General features: G+C 57.4%; 13 protein-coding genes. 2 read left to right on the top strand and 11 right to left on the bottom strand.

From position 1 onward, the window contains the following. Nucleotides 1-248 precede the first annotated feature (248 nt). Nucleotides 249-1,214 carry a hypothetical protein gene (locus F6V25_RS15205; RefSeq protein ID WP_151129474.1) on the bottom strand — a complete coding sequence of 322 codons (966 nt, stop codon included), beginning with the start codon at nucleotides 1,212-1,214 and terminating at the stop codon, nucleotides 249-251. Nucleotides 1,215-1,376: 162 nt separating this feature from the next. Further along, nucleotides 1,377-1,595: a hypothetical protein gene (locus F6V25_RS15210; RefSeq protein WP_151129475.1), complete on the bottom strand. Its 219-nt coding sequence runs from the start codon at nucleotides 1,593-1,595 to the stop codon at nucleotides 1,377-1,379. Nucleotides 1,596-2,067: 472 nt separating this feature from the next. On the opposite strand from F6V25_RS15210, the gene F6V25_RS15215 reads away from it, so the two are divergent. After that, nucleotides 2,068-2,412, top strand: a complete 345-nt coding sequence (locus F6V25_RS15215) for a chemotaxis protein CheB (protein WP_218043559.1) — start codon at nucleotides 2,068-2,070, stop codon at nucleotides 2,410-2,412. On the opposite strand, the gene F6V25_RS15220 is transcribed toward F6V25_RS15215, so the two are convergent. The 3 genes from F6V25_RS15220 to cls all read right to left on the bottom strand — a co-directional run bounded on the left by F6V25_RS15220 (nucleotide 2,399) and on the right by cls (nucleotide 6,380). Continuing rightward, complete coding sequence (locus F6V25_RS15220; protein ID WP_151129476.1) at nucleotides 2,399-3,958, bottom strand: aspartate:alanine exchanger family transporter; 1,560 nt, start codon at nucleotides 3,956-3,958, stop codon at nucleotides 2,399-2,401. The two genes, F6V25_RS15215 and F6V25_RS15220, sit on opposite strands and share 14 nt — an antisense overlap. Before the next feature lie 63 nt (nucleotides 3,959-4,021). Further along, nucleotides 4,022-4,957 carry a hypothetical protein gene (locus F6V25_RS15225; RefSeq protein WP_191966225.1) on the bottom strand — a complete coding sequence of 312 codons (936 nt, stop codon included), beginning with the start codon at nucleotides 4,955-4,957 and terminating at the stop codon, nucleotides 4,022-4,024. Between the two features lie 31 nt (nucleotides 4,958-4,988). Next, nucleotides 4,989-6,380, bottom strand: coding sequence for a cardiolipin synthase (gene cls / locus F6V25_RS15230; protein ID WP_151129478.1), 1,392 nt, complete (start codon nucleotides 6,378-6,380; stop codon nucleotides 4,989-4,991). A gap of 261 nt (nucleotides 6,381-6,641) precedes the next feature. On the opposite strand from cls, the gene F6V25_RS15235 reads away from it, so the two are divergent. Then, complete coding sequence (locus tag F6V25_RS15235; protein ID WP_151129479.1) at nucleotides 6,642-6,929, top strand: sll1863 family stress response protein; 288 nt, start codon at nucleotides 6,642-6,644, stop codon at nucleotides 6,927-6,929. A 73-nt stretch (nucleotides 6,930-7,002) separates the two neighbouring features. Here the strand turns inward: F6V25_RS15235 and F6V25_RS15240 are convergent, their stop codons facing one another. From F6V25_RS15240 to F6V25_RS15265, 6 genes are all read right to left on the bottom strand, one after another. After that, nucleotides 7,003-10,995: a translocation/assembly module TamB domain-containing protein gene (locus F6V25_RS15240; protein ID WP_151129480.1), complete on the bottom strand. Its 3,993-nt coding sequence runs from the start codon at nucleotides 10,993-10,995 to the stop codon at nucleotides 7,003-7,005. Further along, a complete protein-coding gene (locus F6V25_RS15245; protein ID WP_151129481.1) occupies nucleotides 10,992-12,797 on the bottom strand; it encodes an autotransporter assembly complex protein TamA in 1,806 nt (601 codons plus the stop codon). The genes F6V25_RS15240 and F6V25_RS15245 overlap by 4 nt, the downstream gene beginning before the upstream one ends. 32 nt (nucleotides 12,798-12,829) lie before the next feature. Then, nucleotides 12,830-13,891, bottom strand: a complete 1,062-nt coding sequence (locus tag F6V25_RS15250) for an AI-2E family transporter (RefSeq protein ID WP_151129482.1) — start codon at nucleotides 13,889-13,891, stop codon at nucleotides 12,830-12,832. 83 nt (nucleotides 13,892-13,974) lie between these two features. Continuing rightward, nucleotides 13,975-14,421, bottom strand: coding sequence for a DUF2147 domain-containing protein (locus F6V25_RS15255; RefSeq protein ID WP_151129483.1), 447 nt, complete (start codon nucleotides 14,419-14,421; stop codon nucleotides 13,975-13,977). 16 nt (nucleotides 14,422-14,437) lie between these two features. Beyond that, nucleotides 14,438-16,225: an alpha-amylase family glycosyl hydrolase gene (locus F6V25_RS15260; RefSeq protein ID WP_218043560.1), complete on the bottom strand. Its 1,788-nt coding sequence runs from the start codon at nucleotides 16,223-16,225 to the stop codon at nucleotides 14,438-14,440. 27 nt (nucleotides 16,226-16,252) lie between these two features. Beyond that, nucleotides 16,253-17,125, bottom strand: a complete 873-nt coding sequence (locus F6V25_RS15265; protein ID WP_151129484.1) for a YihY/virulence factor BrkB family protein — start codon at nucleotides 17,123-17,125, stop codon at nucleotides 16,253-16,255. Nucleotides 17,126-17,221: the final 96 nt, after the last annotated feature.

A 17,221-nucleotide genomic window follows, 5' to 3' on the forward strand; every position in this document is an offset into this window, starting at 1 on the left:
GGATTCTCTCCAACGCATGTTTGGAACTGGCTGGCTGTTGTGAGCACGCAAAGATGTAAGCTCAACTTTTGCAATAATCGCACTTTGCAATTACCCAAATTTTTAAAGAAATTCGTTTGCCAATCCAAAGCACGCTTTACTGGCCGCGTAAAAACAACCTGCTAAATCTATGGCTAAATCAAAAAAAGACCGGGGGATTAAGGAGGCGAATCCCCCCGGCCAAAGCTTATGCGCCGTAACGGCCCTCGTCAAAACCGGTAACCGATGCCGCCGAGGAAGATGTCCGTGTCGCGGTCGTACCTGGTAATAACCCGGTCCCAGGTCGCCCGTATGAGCCAGTCCTGGCTGATGCGGTAGCTTCCCGTTGTTGAAAAGATAAAGGGGACTCGCACCTGCTTGGCATCGACACGTCGGTCAATGGCGAAATAGGGGCCGAGACCGATGCCCAGGGCGATACGGTCATGCAAGAAGGGCTTTGCCAGCCAGAGTTGTGTGGTCAGACCGTACCGGTCGATCAAGGAACTTCTCCCCTCGTAAAGAGCCCCGGCCGTCCACTCAATAAAGCGCCAGAGGCCGCGCCGGTATTCGAGAGCAATGGCGCGTGAATGGCCGTCGCCGGGGATGTTCACAACCGTTTCGCCGCCAAACGCAGTCAATTCGTTATCCGTGGTTCTTTCGGACAGATGGGTACCTTTTACGTCAGGACCCTCTGTTGGTGGGGCATCGAGTTGGTAACCGATGCCTGCGAGCGCCGACAGGGAATCGAAGCTTTTGTCGCCCTTGATCCAGTAGCCCTGAATTTGGTAAAACCAACGGCTCTTGGTATACCAGGTTGCCGCCACATTGGCCATGCCCCCCCAGCCGTGCAAGTCCCGTGGTGGGGCGTTGGCAGAGAGTTTGGTGTCGTAATAGAACACGGCGCCGACGCCGGCCCCTAACGAAAGCTGCCGGTCGAGCAGATTTGTTCTGACCCAGAGATTGGCGGCATTGCCGTCACGGTGGTGGGAGATGAAGTGTCCCTGGTTCAGGTACGACAGGGAGTACGCAAAATAATTGCCAAGCCCCTCCATGTACTGGACTTGCCAGGCAAAGGCCTTCTCGGTGGGGTTATTTGTCACCCCATAACCGCCGAGCAAGCTGAGTTCCCCGGCAGGGGCCGGGTGCGCCTGAAGAGTGAGCATGAAAAGCATAACCGCACAAATAATATATCGCATGTAGGATACCTCCCGGCTCGCCTTACGCAGCAAGCATGACAACGCCTGTCTCCTGCCATGAGAGGCACATCGCAACTAACGCGCCAGAGAGAGTCTGTCGGAGAAATAACTGTAACAAGTTGATTATACAAGGTAAAATATAACAAGCCTACATGAGTGCAGTCAAAGCCTACAGCGGTAACCGCCATATTTCGCGTAACTGCCATATATGACGGTTAACGTTGAGGTAGGCATCCTTAAACGGTTTTCCGATTCGGCTTGGAGGGCGCATTGCCGTAGCCCTTCTTCGCTGTTCATCGTCGTGTCGCCATTATCGGCGGCCAGAACCGGCATTGCGCCGAGCAACCCCACTGCCATCACCACCAAGATCATTTTTTTCATTCATGTATCCCCCTTTTGGGTAATCGGGGAGACAACTTTCGTTTGCTTGTGAAAAACAGCACAACTTTTGCAGAACCCACAGCCGTATGCATGTTCTACTAAAAAGCCAGATCGCAACTAGCGTGCCAGGGAATACCACAAGATTCTGAGGGCGTAAGGGGATGATTGTATGCAAGAAAAGGGAAAGGGGGATGCGGTGGGCAGAAAGAACCGTCAGCGGAATCTGTCAGGTTTAATATTACTACCATATATGACGGCTAACAATATGTACGTGGTTTAAGGCGCTATTCCAATACTAAACCAAGAAGTCTTCTTCGTTGGCTGCGACGACGCTTAATACGACTATAGTGCCAACATCGCCGGTTTTGGCAGACTTTATGCGTTCTCTACATAGCGAACGCAGAATATTATGGAGGTTATTCCACATGAAAAAGAATCTATCCGTTGTAATCGTCACTAAGGAGAGTTTCGCTTGAAACCAATATCAAAACCAAGGGGGTGGCCCGACGTTATCACGGTTTTTCTGCGTTCCCTGACTAAACACTGGGACGGCAAACTTGTTGCGGTGATTGTCTCTGGTTATGATGGCGATGGGGCAGCGGCGTTGTGCGGCATAAAAGAAGCGGGCGGCATTACCATCGCGCAGAAACTCGACACGGCCGGGCAACCGGATATGCCCGAGAGCGCAATAGCAAGCGGGTGCATCGATTTTGTCCTTGCACCGGAGGAGATTGCTCGTGAAATTGTACGAATTGCGCATTCGATCCCGGAAACGAAGGAAATGAAGGACGGGCACACGGCGGTCACGGCTTCATAATCAGCAGAAAAATTTGTATAAAAACAATCTTCAACAGCATGCTGAGCGGGTAGGCCTCGGCGTAACCGGCTTCTACCCGTTCATTGCCGCAACGATCCACGGCGAAACCGAGAACAGCCGGTTGCGTCTGAATCCCCGCCAGGATACCTCCGATAAATGGCCACGATTTTCCGGCAATGATACGGGCCATGGCCATTGTCACCAGGCAGGTTGCGGTTGTGATGCAGACTCCCAACACAATGGCGGAGATATTGAGCGGCGCCGTGTGCAACAGGCCACCGGCCTTAATTCCCGCACATGCCAGAAAGACGACCAGGCCGATTTGCCGCAGCGACATCGATGCGCCGTACGGCAGATACCAGGTCAATGGGCCGGTTCTGCCGAGCGCTCCCAGTATCATCGCTACAATCAAACAGCCCGCCACCGGACCGATCTCGAACGTTCCAATGCCCAGAGGCAGCCTGATGACGAATGTTCCGAGGGCAATACCCATTGCGAGCCCCAGTCCAAAGGTGAGGATATTGAATTCGCTAACCTCGTGATAGGAGTCGCCGATGAATTCCGAGATTGCCGAAAGATTTTTCCACGGTGCAATCACCCGTAGGCGGTCGCCCGGCATGATGGTGGTTTCTGCTGTGGGAATAAAATCAAGATCACCACGCCTGATTCTTGTCACGATCCCTTCGAATTTGCCAAAAAGCCCTACCTCTCGCAGTGTTTTGCCGCACACGGCCGGATTTGACACGAATATCCGCCGGTAATCGAGTTGGCTTCTGTCATGTAAGACCTCTCCATCGTAGTCAACGCCAAGGAGTTGTGTTGCGACGCGCACGTCATCCGGCAATCCGATGACCGTCACGATATCGCCGTTTTTAACGACCGAAGATCCTGAAAGGGCGAACTGCGCGTCGCCACGCACACAACGCGCGAAACGCACCGACAAGGAATAGCGCTCCAGCAGCCCGGCAACGGCCTCGCCAGATTCCGTAACATGACATATCATGATTGCGGCATTCACCAGTTTATCGCCCGTAGCGTGCGTCTCGCGCCTGAACGGCCACGAAAGCATGAGGATGGGGATCAAAACACCCAGCGGATAGGCGATTGCATAGCCGAGTGTTGCCTCGGCCCCCCTTTGCCCGAGCACGGTCGTTGCGGCGGCCAGGGCGGGGGTATTGGTCAGGGCGCCCGCAAATACCCCCGAGGCGATGCTTGACGGAACATTCAGAAGCCGGGAAGCGAATACGTCGACACAGCAGGCAGCGCCAATGGCAACGGGCGGTATCAGTAAAAAACGCCAGCCGCCATGCGCCCATGCTTCGAACAGAAAATCACTCGAAGACAGACCGATCGCGTACACGAACAGCGCCAGACCAAAGGTCGCCAGGACGTCCGGTGGCTTGACCGCAGGCTCGATATAGCCCCACACGATGCCGGCGAACAGCACCCCGGCAATGCCCAGCGACACCTTCCTGATGGAAATACGGCCAAGCAGCGCCCCGCAACCGATGGCAAGACAGACAAGCAGTAACGGATTGGTAAGCATGGTGGCTCCGTTGGGTGTTTAGTAGCTGCTTCCGCGGAATGTCGCCCCAGATTTATTTCGAACTCACCGATTGCCGCTCGCGATCCGCCGCTGGAGTATCACTTGGTTCTCATGCTCTTTGGTCTTTGCTGCCAGATACTCCTTCCTGTCCAGATCGAAGAGTTGTTTCCTGTAGCGGACAGTGAGGTCGTACCATTCGTTGATCCTCATGCTGAAACGGCTTTCTTCGGGGTAGCGCAACGTATTCATAAAGGATTGGATCGCAAAAAAGTAGCGGACCGCACTGCGCTCGACCGCGCCGCGCGGTCCGCCGATATAGATGGGTTTGCCGCTTCCATCGATTCCTGTGACCGTGAATCCGACCTTGCTCCGGCCAAGTGTCGCAAAATAGATCTTTGCCACGAGGCGAAGCGCAACGCTGTCGCTATAGGCATAACTGACGTGGACAAACGTCCTGTCCCCAGTAATGGGCAGGGCCTCGAAGCGCATCCTGTGCTCCTTTGTGCCGTAAGGACCTTCAGCTGCATTGAGGACGATATCCAGATACCCCTGCCGATCAACGCTCCGGTAATGGGAAATGACGCTGCGCGTGTCTTCAAGAGGTTGATAGGCTTTACTGCCGAGGTAAAAGGTCAGGAGCCAATCAGAAAGCTGTTTGCTGTAGGTGCACCCCTTGACATTGGGATGGAGGGACACGATATCGCACCAGCTTGCCGGAACCGTAAGCATGTTGACGATGCTGGTGAATGGGTGCTCGAAGATTCCGTAGACATCCACATGCACGCGATCATCTCGCTCGGAAGACTCCACAACAAGAGGAAAGCCGAAGCTGCTTGCCTCCAATTTGGCCTTGGTCCTCTGATAGGTGTCGAGCAGGAGGCCTTCGTCCTGCCGAGGGGTTACACCGGCCGAAGCGAATACGACGGAAAAAAGAAGCGCAACCGCGATCATGAACAGTAAAAATGCGAGAAACTTTGTGAAATGGGACATCGTATTCACGCGAACCACCCTCACCGAGCATTGAAATCCGTTATAACCATCGGTCAAATAGATTCACGAACCATTCCCGTACCCTGGGCAACAACGGTCTCTTTTGCCACTCACTCCATTGAATCTGCCTGGAATTGGCAAGATCCCTGACAAACATCTTCTCCATCTCGACGGCAAAGTCGTGGTTCAGGACAATTGCATTCACCTCGTCATTGTTTAACATGCTCAATGTGTCCATGTTGGTGGAACCGACTGTCGACCAGACTGTGTCTATCACCGCACTTTTAGCGTGCAAAAGGACCGTGCTGCACTCATACAGCTTCACTCCCGCTTTCAAAAGCTCGGCGTAATGATGTCGCTGCGCATGCAGTGTCAGTTGGGAGTCGGTGATCCCCGGGAGAATGATCTTTACATCGACACCACGCTTGGCAGCGTCGGTAAGGGCCTTTAGTATCTGTTTGTCGGGGATGAAATAGGAATTCGTCATGTGGATGGAATGCTCGGCAAAGGTGATGGCCGACACATACACAATGAAGGGAATCCTGTTGGTCTCTCCCGGGGTGCTGCCGACCACTCGCACCAGGGCATTGCCCTTTTCTTTCTGCTCAGGGAAAAAGTTCCGTTCGGGGAGTTTCGGTCCTTTCTGTTTCGACCAGCTGTCAAAGAAGAGCTTTTGGAATTCAGCCACGGCCGGTCCTTCAACTTGAATATCCGTGTCACGCCAGTGAATGGGGGGCTTTTCGCTCTTTTTTCGTTTGAACGGATTACTCGAATAGACCTTGCTGATATTGACGCCCCCGATAATGGCGACACTGCCGTCGACTATCAAAATCTTGCGGTGGTCCCGGTGTATCAGTTTCCATTGTTCTCCTGCATCCAGCGGATTTATGGGGTTGAACCCGACGACCTGAATCCCGTTGTCGCGCAAGCGCTGGAAAAAGGAAGCGGGGGTATTCATGCTGCCCATGCTGTCATAAATGATATTTACCTGGACGCCTTCCGCATGTTTTTGCAGCAAAAGGTCGCCAAACTTGCGGCCTGTTTCATCGTTTTCAATGATATAGCTTTCAAGGTTGATATGGTCTTTGGCCTTCTGCATCGCTTTGAACATGGCGGCATAGACGACCTGACCATCGGCCAACAGGGTGACTTTATTCCCCTTCGTCAGCGGACTTTCGGTAACCGATTCCGTCACGGCGGCGTGGCGCTCCAGGATGTCCGTCGGGGGGACGGACCGCTTCAGCCGTTCCATGATCGCCTTGCTTTTTTGCGGGGATAACAGCCCCTTGGATGAAACAATTTGAGTTTCGTTTTGTGCTGTTTGGGTCTCATCCATGATTTCCGAGACGTCTGGCAAGGTTGCACAACCATTGCCAATACTGAGGATGGATGCGAGCAGAAAAAATGCAATGTAAGGTTTGATGATAGTCATACGTATATTTTATCAATAAAAATATATTTTGCTGAGAATATATCTCTCTTAGTCGAAAAATTGAGCGTTAATATTTATATTTGTAAATTATTTATATATTCAAGCTATGGCAAGTAGATAAATTATTGTTGTAATGGAAATAAACTTCAAAAGATGTATAATTTTAAGTATGAAAAATGGTCCTCGACAGAGTGCCCGAACAAACCAGGGGGCACCAAATTGCGTTGCCGACCATAGTGATACGGAGTGGAGGTTACCATCATGGACGAACGAACGGAGTACGTTGAAAAACTTTCTGCACAGATGGTCGAATGGGATGCGCAGATAGACCTGCTCAAAGACAAGGCAAAAAGCGTCATAGCCGGGTCGGGGGCCGACTATTCCAAGGCAATCGAGCTCTTGCAACGCAAACGGGATGAGGCCGCGGTAAAACTGCAAGGGATATCGACCGCCAATGGTGATGAATGGACAGAACTCAAAACCGGGGTGGATCGCGTGTGGGGCGAGGTTAGTGCTACCTTGCGCGACGCCGTCATGAAGATCAAATGAGGGACGGATGAGTGCCCCCCCTCCCCTGTAAAGCACCCACGACCATCGCCCGGATTTCCCGGAAAGGCCGTCCCTATTTGAACTCCAGTTTGTAGAAGAGGTCGGCGCCGCTCTCAGTGCCGGTCTGGGTTTCAATCTGCCACTGCTTGAAAATATCGTACCGTAGCAGGAACAGGTTGCTGCCGGTAAACAGCGACTTGCCGTAACTGATGTAGATTTGCGGGGTCAGATACTTGCCCACGGTGAGCATCGTCTCGGTGACACCGGGCTGCTGCGTCGCCGGTATGGCTCCGGGCGGGGTCACCTGGAGCGGCTTGTACCCCATGGGGCTGGCGGTTCCCCCGACACCCCCCTGTATCTCCAGGGTGCTCAAGCCGAGGTGATTCTTTATCTGCTCCTGGAGGGTCCCTGCCTGGCTGGACGTGAGCAAGGCGCCGGCAGCCTGGGCCACGAGACTGGCCTGTTGGCTGTTGCTGCCGAGCGGGTGGCCGAGGACGATATACGCCAGGACATCCACATCCGGCATGGCGGGCTCGGAGTAGAGCTTGGTGACCGGTTTCTGGAGGGTGCCGGCAACCGTCACGCCGGCCCGCACGTCCCCAATGGTGCGCAGGGCCAGAAAATCAAGGGAGGGGCGATTAATCGGGCCGCCGGCAAAGAACAGACGCCCGCGGACGATTTCCAGGTTCACGCCGTAGGTCCGGTACCGCCCTTTGACCACTTTGATCTCGCCTCTGCTGGTAATGCTGTCGAGGCGGGTCAATGACAGGTCCAGGGCTCCGCCCAGCTGGGCGTCGATGCCCGCGACCTTGACGAAAACCTTATCCCCAAGCAGCACCCGGACCTGGACGTCCAAAACCAGGGGCGAGGCCTTGGTGACCGGCATGGCCCTTCCCTCCATGATGACATCGCTGCTCGGCGCGATGGCCGTGCGGGACGGCGCCCCGACGATGCGCAGTTCAGGCAGGCGCAGTTCGCCACGCAGCGTGATTTTTTGCGGAGTTCCGGTAAAGGTGAGCTTCGGCGTGCTCAGGATCTGGAGTTCGGGGAAGTAGACCGTTTGAAAATTTTCACCCGTTATGGTGCCCTGGTAGCCGACAACCCGCCAACCGGCCAGGGTGAGAAGCGCCGTCCCCTCCAAGTGACCGGAGCCGGAGACAGCCCGGAAGGAGCCGATCCGGATGAGATTTTTCTCCAGGCGCGCCTCGAATTGGACGTCCTTGAGGTGAACGCCGGCGGTAGGGAGGTACGCGCCAGCCTTGGCCAGCTTCAACGTGCCTCCTATCTGCGGTGTTGCCCAAGTCCCGTTGATGGCAAGTTCGGCGGCAAGCTCACCGGAACTTTCCTGGACCAGCCCCGGAAACAGGGCGGTGATAATGCCTTTTTCCTGGAATTGCCCGGTGAGCAATGCCCGGAGAGGCCCCTTAGGATCGACGGCCACCGGGAAACGCGCCGGAACCGGCAGTTGGAAGTCTGCCCGGGCCTGGCCGTGGTCAGCCATGGTGAGGAAAAGGGTGCCGCCAAGTGTTGCCCCTCGCCAGTTCCATGAAGCCTCTGCGGATTTGAATATGAGATTCAGCTCCCCGTCGGGCCGTGTCTGATGTAACGCCCCCCCGGAAAGCGCGGCAGTGCCGGCCAGCTCAAACCGTTGTCCCGGCAGCAAGCTCCCCTTTGCCCGTCCGGTGATGCGCCCTTCAAGTCCGGTGTCGCGGGGGAGCCATGGTTTGAGCAGCGCCAGGTCGATCCCGCTCAATTCCGCCGTCAGGTCCCCTTTCTCGGGCATGGCCAGACGGAGCGGGGCGGATGACAAGAATGTCCCTTGCAACCTGCCACCGCTTGCCGTAGTGAGATCCATGCTACCGCGCATGCCCTGTTCGCTGCCGTCAAAGGCAACCTGGCTTCGCAGGATGGTCGCGCTTGTTCCCCGCCCGGCGAAGGTCCCGTTGCCGGAGGCGCTCCCTGCCAGGGTGAGCCGTTTCCCAGGCAGGAAGCCTAACCGGACCGTGCCGCTGCTGCTTCCCGTGAACTGCATATCCTTCAGATAGGGATTGACCCTGGACAGGTTCAGACCGGCCCATTTGGCCAGGACGTGACCGTTTAGGGGATGAAAGGCCAGATCGGCAGCGACTTCGAGACGCTCAGCTGTCCCGGCCGTGAGGGACAAGGGAGACAGGGCGAATTTATCTGCGCTGACGGCAAATGCGGTAGGAGCCGTCAGGTTCCACGGGCCGGAGCGGTCCCTGCCCGCGAGGCGGGTGATTTCTCCCTTCCAGACACCGGCCTTGTACCCTGCCGCCAGATTAAGTCGCGCCTCGCTGCCCCTTGAATGCACTGTCGCGCTCACCGTGTGCTGGGGCAGCGTTCCGTCTGCCGCCAGGGTAACCGCACTCAGCGCATAACCATCATAGAGCACATCCCGCAGAGATGCGGCGCCATGCAGGGGAGACCCCGCGCCTTCTTCAAGCCGGGCGGTCAGATTGGCGGCTGCTGCCCGCGCTCCATGCCAGGCAAGTTTACTCCCCGTACCGGCGACGGCGCCGCTGAGATGCCTCTCGCGCCAGCGCACCCACCCATCGGCCCGGAGCGTCCCGGCCGCCCCCGGAACCAGCCGGGAAAGGTCGGTGATCCGTGCGGCTACGGCCAGCCGCCGGTTCAGTTCCCCCGAGGCGTGCAGGTCAAAACCTTTGCCCTGTAGCGCCAGCCGGGAGAGGTTAAGATTGTTCTCGGCAAAATCAGCTTGTGCCCTGCCGGTCAGCGCCTGCCCGTGCAGGCGGCTTTCCAGGAGGACGCCGCTGACATTCCCCAAGAGGGGCGCCTTCCTGGACCAGGCCAGTGTGCCGGTGGCGTTGAAATTAGCTACCCCCTTCCAGTCAGGCGCAATCCTGGCAGGGTTCAGATTCCGGCCGTTGATCGCCCCTTGCATGGCAAAGCCCTCACGCCAGTTCATATCCAGGTTGCCCGCCAGGGAACCATCGAGAAACCTGGCGTTCAGCGGGGCCAGTTTTATGCCGTCACGCGTGCCGCGATAGGTCGCCGAAACGGACGCCGCCCGCCAGCCGTGCGCCCGGTTGGTCAGGGTCACATCGCCCCGATACCTGTCCAGTGTCCCCGCGAACCGCAGGGTGCCGGAGAGGTTCGTCGGCACCTTCAGTTGGGGGGCGAGATCGAGGCCGGCCGCCGCAATCTGCAACGACAAGGTCGATTCACGGGCTGTGAACGTCAGCGACCCATCGGCGGTGAGTAGCCCCTTTTGCCCCGATCTGGTCAAGCGAAGCCGGCGCAGATTGAAGGCATTGTGCGCCATACCCACATCGCCGGATAGTTCCAGCAATTTCCGGGCGCCCGCCGTGCCGGTGATGGCGACCGTCCCGGTAAACGGCTCAGGGCCCGTGCCGTTGCTGCGCCCGATCTTCAACAGAAACCGGTCCATCTCCGCCAGGGGGTGCGCCGGGGCAATAGCCAGGTCTGCCGTGAGGGATGGCCGTCTGAGGCCTGCCGAGACAACGCCGCTTATCCGGCCGGAAGGTGTTGCCGCAGTGAGATCGCTGATGGCAAGGAGGCTGTCGCGCCAGGTGACGGAAGCGGCGATCGACGTTACCGGTACGGGTTGTTCCTGCCGACGGCGATAGCTGAGATCGGTCACCTGCAATCGTGTGATGATCCCATCGAACTGCTGCGCCACCTGGGGCGCCCTCGGCCAGGCCAGAATCGGCGGTTTGTTGTCGGGAGGGGTATTGTCCTGAATCCGCACCCCGTTGGCGATCAACTCCTGGATTGCGATGGTGCCCGACAGGAGAAGGAGCGGTTTCCAGCGAAGTTCAAGGCTGCCAAATTCCAGTTTTTGCTGTGACAGGCCGAGCCGCAGCCCGGTGAGGAGCAGATGGTCGGCAACCCTTCCCTCGACCTTTTGCACGGAAAAGCTACCCCTGCTCAGAGAGTCGATCGCCCCCAAGAGCCAGCGGGCGCCCTGGGTTGTGGCAACGATCCAGACAAGGGCCGCAAGCGCGGCCCCAGCCAGGACAATCGCCACCGCCGCCACGAGGCTTTTTCGAGACGGCCGCTTCATAGTTCGAACCCCACGGTGAAGTGGAAATGGAGCGCTTGTTTGTCCACCCCCAGCGGCTGGGCCACGGAAAGGTTCAAGGCCCCTATCGAGGTGTAGTAGTGCAGGCCGACGCCCGCCCCTTGGAACAGCTTGATGGCGGAGAAGTTATTAAAGGCGTTGCCTGCATCGTAAAACAGGGAAACGCCCCAATCCTTGAAGAGCGCCCGTTCCAGTTCAATGCTTGAGGTCAGGAGCTGTTTGCCCCCCACGACCTTGCCTGTGGCGTCGCGCGGGCCGAGGGATTTGTAGGAATAGCCGCGCACGCTCTGGTCACCGCCGGTAAAGAAGCGCAGCGAAGGTGGAATATCGGTCAAGGGATCGTTCAGCAAGGTTGCCCCGGCATTGGCCCGCATATGCAGCGAAAGACGCCAGGGGAGCGGCAGAAGATAACTCCCCGCGGCCAGGATCTGGACCAGTTTCGTGTCCGAACCGAGAAGTTGATGGGTGCCGTGCAGGTCAAGGGTGTAGCGAAAACCGCGGCGGGGACGTACGGGATTGTCATATCGATCATCGGAAAAACGCAGACCGGGCAGCAGGAGTCGCGCGAAGGATTTCTGGGCGCCTACGGTATAGTCTTCGTACTGGGCCTTTATGTAGGCGGTGCCCAGCTTGCCTGTGCCGAAACTCCGGTTGCGGTCCAGCTCCAGGGCCGCTATGCGGCTGAAATAGGTCGTAATATTCTCCTGTTGCAGGTTCAGCTGCAACGTCGTTGAGCTTCTGACATCCTTAGGGCTGGGCAGGACATAGCCCGTCACCACCCCCTGGAGCCGCTCGGCAACATACAGTTGCGAATACAGTTCATGCCCTTGGTGAAACATGTTCAGGTCGCGGTAACGGACGGTGAACCGCGCTCCCGTGTCCGTACCGTAGCCGATGCCCGGCCGCACGCTTATGCGCGGCCCGGGTGTCAACTGCACGGCTATCGGCACCCTGTGTGCCTCGGCATCCTGCTTTTCCGGCGTGATGACGACCTCTTTGAAACGCTCGGAGTTGGTAAAGTTACGTTGGGTTTCGCCGAGATGGGGATAGGAAAAGACCTCGCCGGGTGCATAGGTCAGATGGCGGCGCAGAAAACGGTCCGGATAGTCGGGCGCCCCTTGGATACGCGTTTCGCCAAAATAGTATTTCTCGCCCGTATCCAGGACCAGCTCGATAGTGGCGGTTGTGGCTGACGGCGCAACGCGGATCTCGTGCCGGGAAAATTCGGCATCCAGGTAGCCCAGATCCCGGGCCCGCGATGTGAGCGCTGTCTTGGCCTCCTCGTACTTCTGGTGCAGCAGCACATCTCCCTTGTGCAGGGGGAACGCCGTAACCAGCCTTGCCAAGCGTTTTTCCTCCTTGCCCGGCCCGACCATCGTCACGGTTACCCCGGTCAGGCGCACCGGTTCTCCCGGCGCTACCGTGACCAGCAGGCGATAGCGTTCTCCTCCATCCGGTTCGACTGTAACCGTGACCAGCGCATGGTAATAGCCGAACGGCTCCAGCGCGGTCCTGGTCTTATCGCCCGCCTGCCGGGCAAAACGGTCGAGCCAGATGCGGTCCACCGTTCCTTCGCGCACCAGTCCGGCCGGGAGAGCGAGCGTTTCCTGCACGTTTTTCAGCGCTGCGCCTTCAACGCCGGTAACGACGATCTCCACCGGTTCGGCGGCATGCAGAGGCAGCGCGAGGCAGAGCCAGAGTACCAGGAAAGCAAGGACTGTCTGGGCCGCGCCGAGATGCAATACAGCATAATTATGTGCGTATCGTGATGTGAAGTCAGGCATACGTAGCGGTCTTCGGAACCAGATGGTTGAATTCAAGCCTGCTCATGCAACGATCCGATACCCATGACATCCCGCCAAACGGTGATGAGGATCGCAAAGAGGACAGGACCCACGATAAGGCCGAGAATCCCCAGGGCAAACACCCCGCAGATCGCTCCGAGCACAACCGCCGGGATAGGTATATGAACTGTGCTCTTTGCCCCAATGGCAAGGGGACGTATCGCATTATCGGCAAGACCCACGAAAAACACGCACCAGAGCGCCAGGAGTCCCGCCTTGAGATAAGCGCCGTTGATGGCGGCAAGGGCAACGAGCGGCACCCAGACAATGCCGGTGCCGACAACCGGCACGAGCGCCGCCAGGGCCGTCAGCGCACCGCAGAGAACCGGGGCCGGAATCCCGGCGACAACATACCCGAGGCCGGCGGTTACACCCTGCACCAGGCAGGTAAAGATCGTTCCGACGGTCACGGCGGTAACGGTGGCGCGAATTTCGGAACAATAGCGGCGCACATTGTCCTGATTTGTTGCCAACCGGGCGATGGCAACCGACACGATCCTGTCGCCGTCACGGTAGATGAAGAAGAGCATGAACAGCGCCACCGCCAGGGTGAAGAGGAGTTCTCCGATGTTCTTTGCGGTGTTGGTCGCCACATCAAGGAGATACCCCGAAGCGCCGGCAGCCAGTTTTGCGGCGAAACCGGAGAAATCGATGCCGAACCGCTCTCCTATGGCCGTTATCTCGTTTGCGAACGGAAAATGGCTGAGTGCGCCCGCCCCGGTCGTCGAAAATGCCAGAACGAGCCGCTCGCCTTCCGAATACCAGTCGGCGGCGTTTTGCACGACCAAGACGATCAGACCCGCAACCGGCAGGATAAAACAAACGGTTATTGCGAGAACCATCAACCCGGCAGAGCGTCCGGGGTGGCCGGGAAAGCTCCTGACCAGCCGGTCGTGATGGGGAAGGGTCGCGATACCGATGATCAGCGCCCATGTCAGCGGTTTGGCGATTGGGGCCGCCAGCAGGGCGAACAGCCAGATTGCCGCTGCCGTGACAAAGGCGGCCATGATGCTCAAGTATATCTTCTTGTCCATTAATTGCCACCTCTCTGGCGTGGGAAAATATCCAAAGAGAGTATCCCGCACAAAACCTGTTAATGCAATGGATACGAAATTTCCTAACGGGTCAGGGCAAAGGTGCGGCCAATGAGGGAAATCCCGATATAGCCGCGCAGTTCCATCCGTTTCGGCGATTTCAGATACATTTTGCACTTGTAGCTCTTACCGGTTTCAGGATCATAGCAGGCCCCGTTTCCCCACCGGTTGGCGCCCTTGGGGGTGAGCCCTTTCATTACCTCCAAGCCGAGAACAGGGCGCGTCCTCAACGCCGGGTTGGGATTTTTCCTGTCGACCTTTATCGTCCCGACCGGCCCATCCTTCCTGTCGATGTAGCTCGGCGCTTTCAGCCAGACAATTTTCCCGCAGATTTTATCCCCGCATTTGAAAAATTCCAGCAGCGAATCGCCCCCATCGGTTTTCCAGGTGCCGAGGATGTCGCTCTGCCCGGTGCCAAAGGCGGTTGTCGCCGTCAGGAGAACAGTCACTAAAAATATCCATACCTTCATATGTTTACTCCTTTGTTCATTGCGAAAAGATCAGCACGCTATAAGGGCCAATAGAAAAAGCGGCATGGCAGGGTAACCCGTCGCACTCACCCGGGTCGGCAACCACATCGGTACTCGGATGACTTTGAAAGTCATCGCTGTAGCCTTGCCAATCGCTGTTGAAACGGAGCTTCCACGTGCCTGCGGCCGGAAAGCCGATAACGTAGCCATCCTGCGGCTCGCGGAAAAAGTTGGCAACGACCACCACGTCGTCCGCCGGTCCCCCCTTGTCCCACCGGTGAAAGGCGATGACCTTGCGCTCGTCGTGCAGGTGATAGACCTGGGTGAACTGCCCGCAGAGGCCGCGGGTAAAACCGCCGCAATTGAGACGCAGTCGGATGAGGTCGCGGTACAGCCGAACGATGCCATGGAACTCGTCCCGCTGATCCCAGTCCAGGGGGACCGTGTCTCGGAACCATTCTCCTTCGAGAAACTCCTGCCCTTGGAAGAGCATGGGGATGCCGGGAGCCGTAAAAACCATGGCAGCCGCCAATGTCGAACGCTTCCGCGCGTACCACCCCTTGGGGTCGTTCGGGTTGATTTCTTGGGGTATGCGCTCCTTGCCATTCGCTACCTCGTCGTGGGATTCGCTGTAGATGACACGGTCAAAGCTATCCTCGTTGTAGTGGAAACAGATGGCGTCGCGGATGGCGTCGAGCGAGCGTTGCTCGTCCTGGGAAGTGATTACTGCCAGACGGATCGGGTGGACGAAGTTGGAATCCCACTGGGCGGCGAACCCGGCCCCCCCGGCCCCGACATCCTTGGTAAGCCATTTGTTGTTCTGCAAGTCCTCCGCGATCGTGATCAGGCCGGCGAATTTTTGATCGATCTGGTCGTTGAGCCACTGGAGCAGGCTCCACCCTTCGGGCAGGTCATGGTCGCAGGAACCGTCGACGGTGCGGATGAACTGGGTGCAGTCGAAGCGTATGCCGTCGACATGATACTCTTCGAGCCACATGAAGACGTTGTCGCGGATGAATTCACGCACCTCGTCACGCCCGTAGTCGGGCCGGGTATCCCCCCACGGTGTGTGCGCCCGGACGTCGTTGAAGAAGTAGATCCCGCCGAGGTTGTTCTCGGACCAGCCGTCGAACTGCCAAAGATCGAGGTCGCTCGGCCCCAGGTGGTTATAGACGACGTCGAGGATCACCGCGATGCCCTGTTCGTGGGCATGTTTGATGAACCGCTTAAATGCCAGGGGGCCTCCATAGGCGAGCTCAACGGAAAAGATATGGGCGGGGTTGTAGCCCCATGACCGTTCTCCCGCAAACTCGCTCACCGGCATGATCTGGATCGCATTGACGCCGAGCTTCTTCAAATGCTCCAGCCGCGCCGTTACCGATGCGAACTTACCCGGATGGTCGTTATCCTCCTGATCGTTGAACGTGCCGACATGCAGTTCGTAGATGACGAGCTCGTTCCACGGTGCAGCCCGGAAGTCGTCACCCTGCCAATCGAAGTTCGGGTCGTGAACGATGGCGTTGCCGACCGAATTGGTCACCTCGCGGGCATACGGGTCGATGCGTTTGAGCGTGCCCGCTGCGGTGGTCAGCAGGAACTTGTACTGATCGCCCACATTGGCCTCGGTCACATCGGCGTACCAATAGCCGTTTTCTTCGGCTTGCAGGGGATGTTTGTCACCGTCCCACCCGTTGAACGTCCCTATGACGGATACGTATTGTGCATGGGGCGCCCACACGCGGAATCCGACCCCGCCTGTATGAGGTATCGCCCCCATGCCCCTGGTCTTCGTTTCGTCGCTCATGAAGATACCCTCCTGAAATCCCGATTACTAGCCGTCGGCCGATGTTCCAGGTCTGCTCTCCAGTTCCGCAATAACCTGGGCTCCCAACAGCACGATTATTGCTACAGCCTGCATACTGATAAGGGCAACCACCGTGATGGCGATGGTGCCGTAAATAACGTTAACCATGGTCACTACAGAGTAATACCAGATCAGCACCCGGCGGGTAATCTCCCAGAGGAGTGTTGCGGTTATTCCACCGATGAGCGCGTGACGAAACCTGACCCGCTCAGCCGGCATCACCAGATAGATGGAACTGAGCATCAGCACCTCGCCGCCTATCCCCAGGATATAGAGCGCCGCCCCGGTGGCGCCCCCAAGGTTCAGACTCCCCCCGAACATGGCCACGGGCCTGTTTTCCAGCGTCTCGATTGCCCCCACGACAAACGATACCAGCACGACCCCCAGGCCGATCAAAAAGATGTACACATAGGGTATGATTGCGGAGACAAAAAAGTTACGGCGTTGGGTCTTAGCCCGCTGGGAAAAAATTACCATCATGGCATTTTCCAGCATGGAAAAGGCGGTAGAACCGAAAAACAACATGCCGATACCACCTATGATACCGACCACCGTGCGGTGCTCAAGGAATGCCCGCACCTGCTCGGTCAATGTTGTCGCATAGCCGGGGATCACCATTTCCAGATACGTCGACAGGGTATGGATCAACTGCTGCTCTTCGATAAAATGGGTCAGGACGGTAAGGGCAAGGATTGACAGGGGGATGATCGACAGCAGGGTATAGTAGGCGATAGCGCCGGACAGCAAAAGGCCCTGGTTATGTATGAATCCGCGCGTCACCCGTTGCAGGAAATCGAAGAGGCGGGCCATGGCCCGATATGCATCGCGTCGTCTGTTCATGATTCGGTTCGATCCACCACAGCAACCGTTGCGGGACTCCAGCCGGCCAAACATCAGATCCGCAACTCCGCGCCACTAACCGCTGACAGCGACCTG

Origin of the sequence: Oryzomonas japonica (genome assembly GCF_008802365.1) — a bacterium.
In the GTDB taxonomy this organism is placed as follows: Bacteria; Desulfobacterota; Desulfuromonadia; order Geobacterales; family Pseudopelobacteraceae; genus Oryzomonas; species Oryzomonas japonica.

Excerpts from the sequence above, each read along its gene's own strand:
- F6V25_RS15205 (WP_151129474.1), bottom strand. The coding sequence starts at position 1,214 with ATGCGATATATTATTTGTGCGGTTATGCTTTTCATGCTCACTCTTCAG.
- F6V25_RS15210 (WP_151129475.1), bottom strand. The coding sequence starts at position 1,595 with ATGAAAAAAATGATCTTGGTGGTGATGGCAGTGGGGTTGCTCGGCGCA.
- F6V25_RS15220 (WP_151129476.1), bottom strand. The coding sequence starts at position 3,958 with ATGCTTACCAATCCGTTACTGCTTGTCTGTCTTGCCATCGGTTGCGGG.
- cls (WP_151129478.1), bottom strand. The coding sequence starts at position 6,380 with ATGACTATCATCAAACCTTACATTGCATTTTTTCTGCTCGCATCCATC.
- F6V25_RS15235 (WP_151129479.1), top strand. The coding sequence starts at position 6,642 with ATGGACGAACGAACGGAGTACGTTGAAAAACTTTCTGCACAGATGGTC.
- F6V25_RS15240 (WP_151129480.1), bottom strand. The coding sequence starts at position 10,995 with ATGAAGCGGCCGTCTCGAAAAAGCCTCGTGGCGGCGGTGGCGATTGTC.
- F6V25_RS15245 (WP_151129481.1), bottom strand. The coding sequence starts at position 12,797 with ATGCCTGACTTCACATCACGATACGCACATAATTATGCTGTATTGCAT.
- F6V25_RS15250 (WP_151129482.1), bottom strand. The coding sequence starts at position 13,891 with ATGGACAAGAAGATATACTTGAGCATCATGGCCGCCTTTGTCACGGCA.
- F6V25_RS15255 (WP_151129483.1), bottom strand. The coding sequence starts at position 14,421 with ATGAAGGTATGGATATTTTTAGTGACTGTTCTCCTGACGGCGACAACC.
- F6V25_RS15260 (WP_218043560.1), bottom strand. The coding sequence starts at position 16,225 with ATGAGCGACGAAACGAAGACCAGGGGCATGGGGGCGATACCTCATACA.
- F6V25_RS15265 (WP_151129484.1), bottom strand. The coding sequence starts at position 17,125 with ATGAACAGACGACGCGATGCATATCGGGCCATGGCCCGCCTCTTCGAT.